The organism is Chitinophagaceae bacterium, from assembly GCA_016713085.1.
Lineage (GTDB): Bacteria > Bacteroidota > Bacteroidia > Chitinophagales > Chitinophagaceae > Lacibacter.
Map to the genome: position 1 here is coordinate 325105 of JADJPV010000001.1, position 15855 is coordinate 340959.

The following is a 15855-nucleotide window of genomic DNA, read 5'->3' on the forward strand; positions in this document are numbered from 1 at the left end:
TAATTTATTTTCCTGCAGCAATTGTCTGCGATCTTTTCAACAATGCTTTCTTGTAATCAGTTGGGAACACTTTTACAAAATGATGGAGTTGGTTTTCAAAATCACCCAGTACAAATTTTGCAACGGAGCTTCCCGTGTAATCAAAATGATTCTGAATCATCTGCTTCAACTCTTTTGCATCTTCTTCATTCAAAGGATCCAGGTCAACCATTTCCTTATTGCAATTTTTGCTGAACTTCCGTTTCACATCATACACAAAAGCAACACCACCACTCATACCGGCAGCAAAGTTTCTTCCAGTATCGCCGAGTATCACAACTCTTCCTCCTGTCATGTATTCGCAACCATGATCACCCACACTTTCAACAACCACATTTGCACCTGAGTTACGAACTGCAAAACGTTCACCAGCTTTACCACGGATAAATGCTTCACCGCTTGTAGCACCATAAAAGGCAACATTACCGATGATGATATTTTCTTCAGCTGTATAGGTTGATGTTCTGTCAGGATAGATGATTAGTCTTGCCCCGCTTAATCCTTTACCGAAATAATCATTGGCATCACCTTCCAGTTCATGTGTAATACCATATGTATTAAATGCACCAAAACTTTGACCGGCGGTTCCTTTGAATTTGAAATGAATCGTGTCTTCGGGCAAACCTTCAGCACGGTATTTTTTTGTAATCTCATTCGAAAGAATCGTTCCTGCTGTACTATCAGTATTCTTAATATCAAACGATGCAACAACTTTCTCCTTATTATCAATGGCAGGCTTTGCGGCTGCTAACAATTTCCAGTCAAGCACATCAGCTAAACCATGATCCTGTTCTTCTGTACAATACAACGAAGTGTGTGCTGCAGCTGGTTCTTTATATAAAATAGGCGACAGATCAAGCTTGCTGAATTTCCAGTGATGAATATTTTCTCTCATCTGCAAACTGTCAACCTGGCCAACCATTTCATTTACGGTTTTGAAACCAAGCTCTGCCATGATCTCTCTCAATTCCTGAACAAGAAAACGGAAGAAATTCACCACATGATCTGCATTACCTGAAAAACGTTTACGTAATTCCGGATCCTGTGTTGCCACACCAACAGGGCAGGTATTCAAATGACATTTACGCATCATGATACAACCTTCCACAACTAATGCACCTGTTGCAACGCCCCATTCTTCTGCACCTAACAGTGCAGCGATTGCAATGTCACGACCTGTTTTCATTTGTCCATCGGCCTGTACAACAACACGGCTGCGTAATTTATTTTTTACTAAGGTCTGATGCGTTTCTGCCAACCATAATTCCCATGGTAAACCTGCATGTTTAATAGATGAAACCGGTGATGCACCTGTACCACCATCAAATCCACTGATAAGAACAACATCTGCTTTTGCTTTTGTAACACCTGCAGCAATTGTACCTACACCTGCTTTACTTACCAGCTTTACATTGATACGTGCAGCACGGTTTGCATTCTTTAAATCAAAGATCAATTGTGCAAGATCTTCAATAGAATAAATATCATGATGCGGTGGTGGTGAAATTAAACCAACACCCGGAGTTGAGTGACGGGTTTTACCAATCCATTCATCTACTTTATGACCGGGTAACTGTCCACCTTCACCGGGTTTAGCACCCTGCGCCATTTTAATCTGCAATTCATCTGCCTCTGTGAGATACAAACTTGTTACACCAAAACGTGCAGATGCAACCTGCTTAATAGCAGAACGCATGCTGTCTCCATTCGGCAAACGGTCATATCTTCTTTCATCTTCACCACCTTCACCTGTATTGCTTTTTCCACCTAAGCGATTCATAGCAATAGCAAGTGTTGTATGTGCTTCCCATGAAATAGAACCAAAGCTCATCGCCCCTGTTGCAAACCGTCTGAAAATATTTTCAGCAGGTTCCACTTCATCAATACTGATGGAAGGACGGTTACGTTTAAAGTCAAATAAACTTCTGAGTGTTGCGGCTTTCTCACTCTGATCGTTTACATGCTTTGAATATTTTTTGAATGTTGCATAATCATTCATCTTAGTTGAGTACTGCAACAAATGAATACTTGTTGGATTGAAGAGATGGAACTCCCCTTTACGCTTCCACTGATATACACCACCAACAGGTAAACGGTCAACTGGAATATCTTTTTTGCTGAAAGCAAAATAATGTTTCGCTAATGCTTCTCTTGCAATTTCTTCCAGTCCAATTCCCTGGATGCGGCTGGTAGCACCGGTGAAATATTTATCAACCACTTCCTGGTTGATACCAAGGATTTCAAAGATCTGTGCGCCCTGGTATGATTGCAGCGTAGAGATACCCATCTTTGAAAATACTTTCAGCAAACCATCGCACAATGATTTGATATAATTATAGCGTAATGCATCCCAATCCAAATCAGTCTGCAATTGACCATTCACTTTCATGTTGCGGATGGTAGCCAATGCTAAGTATGGATTGATGGCAGTTGCACCAAATGCAATTAAACAGGCGAAGTGATGTACTTCCCAAACATCTCCGGCTTCAACAACAATACCCACCTGTCCACGCAATCCTTTACGGATCAAATGATGATGAACAGCTGCAGTAGCTAATAAAGAAGGAATAGAAACGTGGTCGCTGTCAACAGCACGGTCGCAGAGAATCAATACTTCAAAACCATCGTGTACTGCATCTTCTGCATAACGGCAGATACGGTCTATTCCATCTTTTAACGAACCCGGTTTGCCATCAGCACGAAAATAGATCTGGATTGTTTTTGCCTGGAAAATTCCTGTATCAATACTTCTGATTTTTTCCAGTTCAGTACTTGTAAGAATCGGTTGCTTCAATGCCACGGTATGACAATGCATCGGAGATTCTTCCAACAGGTTACCGTTATTACCAACAAATGCAGCCAAACTCATCACCATCCTTTCACGGATTGGATCAATCGGCGGGTTAGTAACCTGCGCAAATAATTGTTTGAAGTAAGAAGATAAATGCTGCGGCTGATCGCTTAACACAGCTAAGGGAGTATCGGTTCCCATTGAACCAATCGGTTCTTTACCATCCAGTGCCATTGGCTTAATGATGGTGTCAATATCTTCTGTTGAATATCCAAATGCTTTCTGATATTTTAAAATACTTTCATCACTGAGATGAGTAAACGCTACTCTTGGTTCAGGCAATTCTTCCAAACGAATCTTGTTCTGATTCAGCCAATCACCGTAAGGTTTTTGTGAGCAGATGGTTTCTTTCAGTTCTTCATCGCTGATGATGCGTCCCTGTTCCATATCCACCACAAACATTTTACCCGGATGTAATCTTCCTTTCTTGATGATTGTTTTCGGATCAACCCAAACAACTCCTGTTTCACTTGCCATGATTACACGGTCATCGGTTGTAATGCAGTAACGTGAAGGGCGGAGACCATTTCTATCTAAGGTTGCACCAATAATTTTTCCATCGGTGAATGAAATGGAAGCCGGACCATCCCAGGGTTCCATAATAGATGCATGGTATTCATAAAATGCTTTCTTCACCGGATCCATCTGATCATTACCATCCCATGCTTCAGGAATCAGCATCATCATTACATGCGGCAAACTGCGGCCTGTCATTGCCAGCAATTCAATCATGTTATCAAGACATGCAGAATCAGACTGACCACCAGTGATGATGGGCAGCAGCATTTCCATTTCTACCTGTGAAAAGTTGGGAGAAGTAAATCCATGCTCACTTGATTTCAACCAGTTGAGGTTTCCCTGCAACGTATTGATTTCACCATTGTGTGCAATAAAGCGGAATGGCTGTGCCAGTTTCCATGAAGGGAATGTGTTGGTTGCAAAACGGCTGTGTACCAAACCAAAAGCACTCACTACTCTTTTATTGCTGAGATCTGGAAAATAACCACGTACCTGTCCACTGGTTAACTGTCCTTTGTAAACAATTGTTTTATACGATAATGATGTGATATAAAAACCAATCGAATCTTTCTTAACTGTACTGTTGATGAGATGTGTTGCATGATTGCGCAGCACAAACAACTTGCGTTCAAATTCATCAGGATTTGTGATATGATCTGGACATGCAACAAATACATGTTCCATTTCAGGTTCAACACTTAATGCAGTCGGGCCAATACCATCGGGATTAACAGGAACTTTTCTGTAAGTAAGAATTTCCAATCCCAGTTTTTCAGCAGTACGGTTGAAAATATCACGGCACTCTTCCCTTAATTTTATTTCCCTTGGAAAGAAGATTACACCTACACCATATTTTCCAAACGAAGGAAGATGAACGCCAAGCTTCAAGCATTCTTCAAAGAAAAATTCATGCGGGGTCTGAATCATAATACCTGCACCATCGCCTGTATTATTTTCACAGCCACATGCACCACGATGTTCCATGTTTTCCAACACAGTCAACGCATCACTGATATGTTGATGGGATTTATGACCTTTTATACTGGCCACGAAACCGATACCACATGCATCATGTTCAAATGCCGGGTCGTATAAACCTTTGTTGCCTGCCATTCTGCTTTGCAAGTTTTTATATGAATAAAATAGTTAAACAGCGTTTCTAACGGTAGCAAGCAATCGTCTAAAATTACCAAATTTATTAACTAACAAACGTTCTGGCACCTTTCGTATTTCTAACACTCAACTAACAGCAGGGTGCCAGACATATTCCTTTTCTCTCAATCTCTGTTGCTTTATGCCTCAGTATTAATCACTTTCATATCCGTCATCGCCTGTCTTAACACAGTACCCACTTTTTCTACGGGATGTGAGCGGAGAATATGATTTACTGCAATTAATGCTTTATTATCAACTCCGGCATCCTTGCCTGTGTTGTAATTAGTACCAATTACATCTTTATCAATGGTTGTCATAAATTCTTTCAGCAATGGTTTTGCTGCATGATCAAACAGGTAGCAACCGTATTCAGCTGTATCAGAAATAACACGGTTCATTTCATACAGTTTCTTACGGGCAATTGTATTGGCGATCAATGGTGTTTCATGTAATGATTCATAATAAGCAGATTCAGCTTTAATTCCTGCTTCCACCATTGTTTCAAATGCCAGTTCCACACATGCACGTACAAAAGCAACCATGAGCAAACCATTATCAAAGAATTCCTGTTCAGAAATTTTTGCTGTAGTTGGGGCTGTTTTTTCAAAAGCTGTTTCGCCGGTTGCAGCACGCCATGTAAGCAGGTTCTTATCATCATTGGCCCAATCAGCCATCATGGTTGAAGAGAATTCACCGCTCATGATATCATCCTGGTGTTTCTGGAACAACGGACGTAAAATATTTTTTAATTCGGTTGATAATTCAAATGCTTTCAATTTTGCAGGATTTGATAAACGATCGAGCATTGCAGTAACGCCACCATGCTTTAATGCTTCTGTAATTACTTCCCAGCCATACTGAATCAGTTTTGCAGCATAGCCCGGTTCAATTCCTTTTTGCACCATTTTATCAAAACATAAAATAGAACCTGTTTGTAACACACCGCACAAAATAGTTTGCTCACCCATCAGATCTGATTTTACTTCAGCTACAAATGATGAACGTAATACACCAGCACGGTGACCACCTGTTGCAGCAGCATATGCTTTTGCCTGTGCCAATCCCTTTCCTTCAGGATCATTTTCAGGATGCACTGCAATTAATGTAGGCACACCAAAACCTCTTTTATATTCTTCTCTAACTTCTGTACCCGGGCACTTTGGTGCTACCATGATCACAGTAATATCTTTTCTTATCTGAGTTCCTTCTTCAACAATATTAAAACCATGTGAGTAAGAAAGTGTGGATCCCTTTTTCATCAATGGCATAATTGCTTTAACAACTGCAGTATGCTGTTTATCAGGAGTAAGATTCAATACCAGGTCAGCTGATGGAATCAGTTCTTCGTATGTACCAACTGTAAACCCATTTTCTGTTGCATTTTTCCATGATGCACGTTTGGCTTCAATTGCTTCTTTACGTAAAGTGTAAGCAATATCCAGACCTGAATCCCTCATGTTCAAACCCTGGTTCAAACCCTGGGCACCACAGCCAACAATAACGATCTTCTTTCCTTTTAATACATTCACACCATCCGCAAACTCACTATAGTTCATAAACTCACAAACACCTAACTGATTTAATTTTTCCCTGAGCGGCAGTGTGTTAAAATAATTTGCCATTTTGAATTTTCTGTTTTGTTTTTATTGTTATTAACTTATTTAATGATAACCCTATTTTAGTTTCGCTTAGTTACATTGTGAATACTTCATCATGTTTATCAAGGAATTCGTTTTCAATTACCTCTTCACTTGGTTCTTTGTATTCAAATTCCTTCAGCTTGTTATGGAAACCATCACTATCTTTAATGATAGCGATTCTTGCACTCCGTACAAACTCAATCAAACCAAATGGTTCCAGCACTTTAATGAAATTATCAGTCTCTTCACGATGACCTGCCACTTCAAACACGGTATAATCTTTCCTGATCACAACTGCTTTTGCACCATACTGACTTAACAGCCTTTCTACCTTCACCTGTTCAGCAATTACCTCCGTAGGTACTTTATACATAGCCAGTTCCTGCCACACAATTTCATCGTTGGTGTTATAATATGCTTTTAATACTTCCACCTGCTTTTCAATCTGACGGCAGATCTTACTTACTACATCTTCTGTTTCATTAATTACAATTGTGAAACGGTGAACACTGTCCACTTCACTGGGTGAAGTGTTCAGACTTTCCATATTGATCTTTCTTCTTGAGAAGATGATCGCAATACGGTTCAGCAAACCAATTTGATTTTCCGTATAAACTGTTATTGTGTATTCCTGCTTTTCCATAAAATAATTTAAAAAATTCGTTTATAATGTTCCACTACCGGAAACGGATCATAAAAATGATGTAACAATTTTTTCCATTCTTTATACCCTTCGCTTTGCCTGAAACCTATTGTATGATCTTCGACTGTTCTCCAGCGAACGACCAGTAAATATTTATCATTCTCTTCCATACACTGCTGCAACTCATGTTGTATATATCCATTCATCGATTCTATTATTGGCTGTGCAGCAATAAAAGATTCTTCAAATTCAGCAGAATGCCCGGGTCGTATTTTTAAAACAGCTACTTCAGTTATCATTTACTATTTTCTTTAACCGCCGTCAGGGTTTGCAACCGCTGCCGGGGTTTATTAAATTTCATCCTTTGAAAGAACAACTTCTGCAACCCCTTTACCCTGCGGCACCATTGGGAATACATTATTTTCTTTTCCCACCATCACTTCCAGCAGATAACTGCCTTCATGATCGATCATAGTTTGCAAAGCCGCTTTTAATCCGGGACGTTCTGAAATACTTTGTCCGGGAATACCATATCCCTTTGCCACCTGAACAAAATCGGGGCTCTGGATATCAACAAATGAGTAACGCTTTTCATGGAATAACTGCTGCCACTGGCGCACCATTCCGAGAAACTGATTATTGAGAATTAATAATTTTACGTTTGGTTTGAATTGCATTATGGTTCCTAACTCCTGTATCGTCATCTGGAAACCACCATCACCGATTACTGCAATTACTGTACGATCAGGATCGCCATATGCAGCACCGATTGCTGCAGGCAATGCATAACCCATTGTTCCCAATCCGCCACTGGTGATATTACTTTTTGTGCGGTTCATTTTTGCATAACGGCAGGCTACCATCTGGTGCTGACCAACATCTGTTACAATAATCGCTTCACCTTTTGTGATTTCATTTACCAGTGAAATCACTTCGCCCATGGTTAAGATATCAGTAGTTGGATGAAGCTCTTCATTAATGCAAACAGATTTTTCTTTATCCATGCAATCATGAAATTTCTGTAACCACTGCGGATATACTTTCGATTTAACCAATGCAGTGAGCATCGGTAATGTTTCTTTACAATCGCCCCAAACAGGAACAGTTGTTTTTACATTCTTATCAATTTCCGATGGGTCGATATCGAGATGAATCACTTTCGCCTGTTTGGCATATTTATCTAATCTTCCTGTAACACGATCATCGAAACGCATACCAACAGCAATCAGCACATCACATTCATTCGTTAATAGGTTAGGGCCGTAGTTACCATGCATTCCCAGCATACCAACTGCCAATGGATGATCTGTTGGAATTGCACTCATTCCCATGATTGTCCATGCAGAAGGAATCCCTGCTTTTTCAATAAACTGTTTGAATTCTTTTCTGCTTTACCAAGAATTACTCCCTGGCCAAAAATCACAAAAGGACGCTGAGCTTCATTGATGAGCTTTGCAGCTTCTTCAACATATTTCTTACGCACAATTGGTTTGGGGCGATAACTTCTGATATGATTACACTTTGTATAACCTTCATAATCGAACAACTGCAATTGAGCATTCTTTGTAATATCAATCAGCACTGGTCCTGGTCTTCCGCTGCCGGCAATATAAAATGCTTTTGCTAATGCCGCAGGAATTTCAGAAGCATCTGTTACCTGGTGATTCCATTTAGTAACAGGTGTAGTAATGTTGATCACATCTGTTTCCTGGAATGCATCTGTACCAAGCAAATGAGCAAATACCTGTCCTGTAATACACACAACCGGAGTTGAATCGATCATCGCATCAGCTAAACCTGTTACAAGATTTGTTGCACCGGGACCACTTGTTGCAAACACAACACCTGTTCTGTTGCCTGCTCTTGCAAAACCCTGAGCTGCATGAATAGCTCCCTGTTCATGGCGAACAAGGATATGCTGTAAACGGTCATGATAATCGTACAATGCATCATAGATCGGCATGATGGCTCCGCCGGGATATCCAAATACAGTTGTAACACCCTCGTTTACGAGTGCATCCATTACTGCCTGGCCACCGGTTACTGATTGTATTTTCTTTTCAGTCAATTTCTGTTCTTTTACTTCAAGCGTTTCCATAACAATGATTTTAAAATTCGTTAAGCTTCGTCTGTTACACAACCTTCACTTGCATCTTTTACAACCCGTGCATATTTAAAGAGTACACCTTTTGTTGCTTTCAGAGCTGGTTGTTTCCATTTCTTTCTTCTTTCGGCAATCACTTCATCAGCAACTTTGAGGTTTATTTTATTGGAAGTTGCATCCAGTTCAATAATGTCATCATCCTGTACCAGTGCAATCAAACCTCCTTCAAATGCTTCCGGAGTGATGTGACCGACGACAAAACCATGTGAGCCACCGCTGAATCTCCCATCAGTAATCAATGCCACATCTTTACCTAAACCTGCTCCTGTTATAGCCGAAGTTGGTTTCAGCATTTCAGGCATGCCAGGTGCACCTTTCGGACCTTCATATCTTATGACCACCACATCTCCTTTTTTCACTCTACCATTTGCAATACCTTCCACCAAATGTTTTTCTCCATCAAATACTCTTGCCGGACCTTCGAAACGTTCGCCTTCCTTTCCACTGATTTTTGCAACGCTTCCTTTTTCAGCCAGGTTGCCATATAGAATCTGTAAATGACCCGTTGCTTTCAATGGCGTTTCTAACGGATAAATTATTTTTTGTGTGTCGAAGTTTATGGGTTCAGTATCTTTTAAATTTTCTGCCACTGTTTTTCCTGTTACTGTTAAACAATCGCCATGCAGCAACCCTTTATCCAGTAAATATTTCATTACGGCAGGTACTCCGCCATGTGCATGTAACTCCTGCATTAAATATTTTCCACTCGGTTTAAAATCAGCCAGTACAGGTGTTTTATCACTGATGCATTGAAAATCATCCTGAGTAAGATCAACATCAACGCTTTTAGCCATTGCAATTAAATGCAATACAGCATTCGTGCTTCCGCCAAATATCATCACAGTAACAATTGCATTTTCAAATGCTTTTTTTGTCATGATGTCTCTCGGCTTAATATCTTTTTCAAGCAATAACTTTATTGCTTTACCTGCATCGAGGCATTCTGTTTGTTTATCATCGCTGATGGCTGGGTTAGAAGAAGAATAAGGTAAACTCATTCCCAATGCTTCAATTGCAGCAGCCATTGTATTAGCAGTATACATTCCTCCGCATGCACCAGCGCCGGGGCAACTGTGTTTCACTACTTCTTTAAAATCTTCAGGAGTGATGGTGCCGGATAATTTTTTTCCCAATGCCTCAAAAGCAGAAATAATATTCAGTTCTTCTCCTTTATGATGACCAGGAGCAATGGTTCCGCCATACACCATAATAGAAGGACGGTTTAAACGACCCATCGCCATAATAGCGCCCGGCATATTTTTATCACAGCCCGGCAATGCAATTAATCCATCATAATAAAATCCACCACAAACACTTTCAATACTGTCTGCAATTAAATCACGGCTCACCAGCGAATAACGCATACCGTCCGTACCATTGCTGATACCATCGCTGATACCAATCGTATTAAAAATCAATCCCACTAAATCATTTGCCCACACTCCTTCTTTCACCACTTTAGCAAGATCATTCAAGTGCATATTGCAGGTGTTACCATCGTAACCCATGCTTGCAATACCAACCTGTGCTTTTTTTAAATCTTCGTCTGTTAATCCAATGCCGTACAACATGGCCTGTGCAGCCGGTTGTGTTTCATCCTGCGTTAAAATCTTCGAGTATTTGTTTAATTCGCTCATATCAATTCCGGTACTTTTATATATTCCTTTTCAATTACTTTACATGCATATGCTTCCTGAATTTTCTTACTCACTGTTTCATTCCAGGGTTTTGGAAATTTCACATCATCGAGGCTTTCAAACCCAATTACTTCAGCAGCGGTGCCACAATAAAATGCAGCATCCGCCTGTTTCAACTCTTCAACAGTAAAAAACTTTTCTTCGGTTTCAATATTCAATTCGGCACAGATTTCAAAAACAGTTGCTCTTGTGATACCGGGTAAAATATTTCCTAATGCGGGAGTAAACAGTTTGCCATCTTTTTCATAAAACAGGTTTGCACCCGGTCCTTCTGCTACATTTCCATTCATATCTGTAAGCAATGCTTCATCAAATCCATTTGCTTTTGCTTCATGACTTGCCAGTAAAGAGTTTACATAATGACCGGCTGCTTTTGCATGAATCTTAAACCCTTTTGGATTGGGACGTTCAAATGAACTCGTCATGATACGCAATAACCTGTCGCCCAGAAATGGCTGCATTGGCCAAACTTCTATAACAATGAATGACTGCTCATTTTTTGCAAAGCTCATATTTGCCGGAGCATAAACAACCGGACGGATATATGCATCCTGCAGATCATTTCTTTTCAGCACTTCATAAGTGGCATCAATCAATTCCTCTGTTGTCCAGTGATAAGGCAGATTTAAAGCATCAGCAGAATTTTTCAAACGCACATAATGTTCCACTTCTTTAAAAATCTTTGTTTCGCCATTCACTGTTTTATACGAACGGATTCCCTCAAACACGCTGTAACCATAGTGTAAGCTCTGGCTGTAGAAATCCATCTTTGCTTCGGAAGCTTTTACAAACTCTCCGTTCAGATACAAAACCGTTTCGTTATTATAATATGATGCCATAATGTTCCAATAAAAAACCCGCCTCTCATGAGGCGGGTTGATGTTATTTTTTAGTTTTTTGTTTCGTTACATACAACTTGTGCCTCCGTTGGTAATAGTTAAAATAATGACAGCCACAATTAGAATTGTGACAGATGAAATGACATTATATAAACTGCTTTTCAACATTGACGTTTATTGTATTACGAATATACCGCCTTAATTTTTATATACAAAGAACTATTTGGTTTTTCACCACGTAAATCATCCTCTTATCAGATAATGGTTGATTTACGCAGCTCAATGTTTTCCTTATGAATTGCCCCCGGAATTTTCCCGCTTACATAATCACTGATCAAATCACCAATGGTACTGGTAAAATAAAAATTCACCGGATCAATATCTTTTGTTACAAAATTGTTCTGCAAAGTCCAGTCAACGGCTTCACGAATTACTTTTGCTTCTTTTGTCAATCCAAAATGATCAAGCAGTAAAGCTGCTGATAAAATAGAACCTGTTGGATTCGCAATATCTTTTCCTGCTGCCTGCGGATATGAACCATGAATCGGTTCAAACAAAGCAGGGCCATTTCCAACAGAAGCAGATGGCAGCATACCTAATGATCCGCTGAGTACACTTGCTTCATCACTGATGATATCGCCAAACAGGTTTTCTGTTAAGATCACATCAAACTGCTTGGGGTTTAAGATCAGCTGCATGGCAGCATTGTCAACAAACATATAATCAACCGTTACATTGCTGTACTGCGTTGCTATTTCCTGTACCACTTTGCGCCAGAGCCTGGATGTTTCCAGTACATTGGCTTTATCAATCAGTGTTAATTTTTTTCTGCGCTTTTGTGCATATTGAAAAGCAAGATGGGCAATGCGTTCAATTTCTTCACGACTGTAACCGCATTCATCACTTGCATAATTTCCATCTTCACTAGTATGCTTCTTTCACAAATAAATACCACCTGTCAGTTCACGGAAAATAACACAATCAACTACTGCGAGTTGTTTTGGTTTAAATGGTGATAGGTGCTGTAACGATGGTTAAGCAGTAATGGGGCGAATATTTGCAAACAGCTGCAATGCTTTCCGTATGCCGAGTATTCCCTGCTCCGGGCGAACCTTTGCAGTTGGATCATTATCATATTTCGGGTGACCAACAGCGCCAAACAGTACTGCGTCACTGTCTAAACAGATATCAATTGTTTCCGTTGGTAAAGCCGAGCCTGTTTTATCAATTGCATCCGCACCAATCAAAGCTTCTTTGTATTCAAAATGATGTCCAAATTCAAGAGCAATGGCGTTTAATACTTTAATGGATTGTGCCGTTACTTCAGGTCCAATTCCATCACCATTTAATACTGCTATTTTCTTTTGCATAGGTATAGGTTTAAGGTTGTGTTTTTCAAACTACTGTTGCAGACTGGTATTGCTTTGCCAGAGCCTGCAGATCTTCATCATTTACTTCTTTCTTCGTGTCGGCCACTTCTAAGAATTTTTCATACAATGCATCCACATCATCACGGTTAAAATCAAAACCAAGTTTATGAAAACGGAAAGCAAGAGCACTTCTGCCGCTGCGTGCAGTCAACACAATTTTACTTGCATCGGCTCCCACCTCAACGGGGTTAATGATTTCATAGTTCTGTGCATTTTTCAAAAATCCATCCTGGTGAATACCGCTGCTGTGTGCAAAAGCATTACTGCCAACAATTGCTTTGTTGGGCTGCACCGGCATACGCATGATATCACTTACCAAACGGCTCATTGGGTTAAGTTCTTTGGTTTTAACATTGGTATAGAAACCAAGATCGCTGTGCTGTTTCAGCACCATCACCACTTCTTCCAGGGAAGTATTGCCGGCCCGCTCACCTAATCCGTTTATGGTACATTCTATTTGTCGTGCACCGGCAATTACCCCAGCTATCGAATTAGCAGTGGCTAACCCGAGGTCATTATGGCAATGACAACTTATAACGGCCTTATCGATATTGGGTACATTATTGATTAAAAAAGCTATTTTTTCTCCGTATTGATAAGGCAAACAATAACCGGTTGTATCAGGAATATTTACCACTGTTGCACCGGCAGCAATCACTGCTTCAATTACACGGGCAAGATATTCGTTCTCTGTACGCCCGGCATCTTCTGCATAAAACTCCACATCATCCACAAAATTCTTTGCCCACTTTACACATTGCACAGCCCTTACGAGAATTTCTTCCCGTGTAGAGTTGAATTTTGTTTTGATATGAAAATCACTTGTTCCTATTCCTGTATGTATGCGTGGATGCTTCGCATGTTTCAACGCAGCAGCAGCTGTTTCAATATCTTTTAAAACGGCCCTGCTTAATCCGCAAACCTACGCATGTTTAATTACTTTGGAAATTTCAGAAACACTTTCAAAGTCACCCGGACTTGAAATGGGGAACCCAGCTTCTATAATATCAACTCCTAAATCTTCCAGCTTTAATGCCAATTCTATTTTCTCTGTGCTGTTCAGTTTACAACCTGGTACCTGTTCTCCGTCTCTGAGAGTGGTATCAAAAATGTACACTTGTTTTTCGGCCATAACATTCTTTAATGGTGTAAAAAAACAGGCTGCCCACTTCGATTTTTCGTCTAAGGGTCGAAGTAACCAACCTGCCCCATAAAATTATTTTACTTTGAGGGGAGTTACAAACTATTATTTCATGTATTTTACAACAGATAAGGGTTGTACATTGCACCCAACTCGCTGTTTTTAAAGGATTTAGATAAGAACTAATTACGATGCCCAACCGCTCTACAGATACGGTCTTTCAGTTGGTAAAATCGCTTGAAAAGAGCGAAAAGCGCAATTTCAAGCTATATGTGAAGCGAAACTCTGCCGATTCCAACTTAAAAGTGATTCAGCTTTTTGACGCCATGGACCGGATGGAGGCCTATGATGAAGCCATTTTGCTCAAAAAAACCAGCGGATTACCAAACAGCAACTGTCGAATTTAAAGGCCCATTTATATAAATCCATTCTTTCCAGCCTCCGTTTAATAAAGCAGGAAGATAATATAACCATTCAGCTGCACGAGCAGATGGACTTTGCCCGCATACTCTATAATAAGGGTCTGTACCTGCAAACCCTGAAAGTGCTGGAAAAGATGAAAGAGCTGGCAAAACAGTTTGAACAGATCACCTACCTGCAGCAGATATTGTTTTTTGAAAAGAAGATTGAAGCACTGTATATCACAAGAAGTATGCAGGACAGGGCCGATCAGCTGACAGATGAATCAAACACAGTTGATAAAAAGCTATCTGATATTTCACACCTGTCAAATTTATCACTACAGTTATATAGCTGGTATATTAAACATGGTGTGGCAAGAAATGAAAAAGAAGGTAATGAGGTAAAGCATTATTTCGAAACACATTTACCAAAGCATGCAGAAACACTGAAGGGCTTTTATGAGCAGTTGTATGTGTACCAGTCTTATTCTTGGGTGGCATTTATTAACCAGGACTTTTTATTGTATTATCGCTATACACAGAAATGGGTTGACCTTTTTGAAAAACAACCTGCCATGATTGAAGCAGAAACTGCACACTATATTAAAGGTCTTCACAATTTAATGAGTGCCCATTTTGATGTGCAGAATGAAAAGAAGCTGAATGAAACCATTGAGTTGTTTGAAAAATTTACGCAGCGAAAAGTGGTGCAGCAAAATGATAACTACCGCATTCTTTGTTTTGTGTACCTGTATATTTCCAAGATCAATAAACATTTTGTTGAAGGCACATTTACAGAAGGATTAAGACTAGTTCCGCATATAGAAGAAAAGCTGGATGAATATGAACTGTATCTCGACCGGCATCGTGTGCTCACTTTCTATTATAAGATTGCCTGTTTATACTTCGGAAGCGGTAACAATGAAAAAGCTATTGAATACCTGAACAAGATCATTAACTGGAAAGTTGATTTGCGTACCGATCTGCAATGCTATGCACGACTGCTGCACCTGATTGCACATTACGAGCTGGGTAATTTTGATTTGCTTGAATATCTCATTAAATCAGTTTACCGCTTCATGGGTAAAATGGAAAACCTGAGTGGAGTTGAAGAAGAAATGTTCAGATTCCTGCGTCAATCGTTTAAGCTATCGCCCGATAAATTCAAACCGGCTTTTGAAAAATTACTGGAACGCATCAGAAAATATGAAGGCAACCGTTTTGAAACAAGAGCATTTGTTTATCTTGATATAATCAGCTGGCTCGAAAGCAAGATTGAAAACATTCCGGTTCAGAAGATCATCCACGAAAAATATAAACGGAAGAAATAAAAACT

The 15855-nt window shown here is 39.9% G+C and carries 6 protein-coding genes and 4 pseudogenes; 1 reads left to right on the forward strand and 9 read right to left on the reverse strand.

From position 1 onward, the window contains the following. Positions 1 to 4: 4 nt before the first annotated feature. The 9 genes and pseudogenes from gltB to IPK31_01555 form a co-directional block, all read right to left on the reverse strand. Positions 5 to 4522, reverse strand: a complete 4518-nt coding sequence (gene gltB, locus IPK31_01515) for a glutamate synthase large subunit (protein MBK8086750.1) — start codon at positions 4520 to 4522, stop codon at positions 5 to 7. A gap of 179 nt (positions 4523 to 4701) precedes the next feature. Next, positions 4702 to 6186, reverse strand: a complete 1485-nt coding sequence (ilvC, locus tag IPK31_01520; GenBank protein MBK8086751.1) for a ketol-acid reductoisomerase — start codon at positions 6184 to 6186, stop codon at positions 4702 to 4704. Between the two features lie 70 nt (positions 6187 to 6256). Then, entirely contained in the window at positions 6257 to 6847 is a 591-nt protein-coding gene (gene ilvN / locus IPK31_01525; GenBank protein MBK8086752.1) for an acetolactate synthase small subunit, read from the reverse strand. 8 nt (positions 6848 to 6855) lie between these two features. Beyond that, positions 6856 to 7146, reverse strand: coding sequence for an antibiotic biosynthesis monooxygenase (locus IPK31_01530; GenBank protein ID MBK8086753.1), 291 nt, complete (start codon positions 7144 to 7146; stop codon positions 6856 to 6858). A 51-nt stretch (positions 7147 to 7197) separates the two neighbouring features. Beyond that, positions 7198 to 8945: pseudogene (gene ilvB / locus IPK31_01535) on the reverse strand (biosynthetic-type acetolactate synthase large subunit). Between the two features lie 20 nt (positions 8946 to 8965). After that, positions 8966 to 10648 carry a dihydroxy-acid dehydratase gene (gene ilvD / locus IPK31_01540; GenBank protein MBK8086754.1) on the reverse strand — a complete coding sequence of 561 codons (1683 nt, stop codon included), beginning with the start codon at positions 10646 to 10648 and terminating at the stop codon, positions 8966 to 8968. Then, complete coding sequence (ilvE, locus tag IPK31_01545; protein ID MBK8086755.1) at positions 10645 to 11547, reverse strand: branched-chain-amino-acid transaminase; 903 nt, start codon at positions 11545 to 11547, stop codon at positions 10645 to 10647. The genes ilvD and ilvE overlap by 4 nt, the downstream gene beginning before the upstream one ends. A gap of 254 nt (positions 11548 to 11801) precedes the next feature. Further along, positions 11802 to 12917 (reverse strand): annotated as a pseudogene (leuB, locus tag IPK31_01550) (3-isopropylmalate dehydrogenase). 25 nt (positions 12918 to 12942) lie between these two features. Further along, a pseudogene (locus IPK31_01555) lies at positions 12943 to 14109 on the reverse strand (2-isopropylmalate synthase). A 200-nt stretch (positions 14110 to 14309) separates the two neighbouring features. Here IPK31_01555 and IPK31_01560 point away from each other — a divergent pair. Further along, positions 14310 to 15850, forward strand: a pseudogene (locus tag IPK31_01560) (hypothetical protein). Positions 15851 to 15855 lie beyond the last annotated feature (5 nt).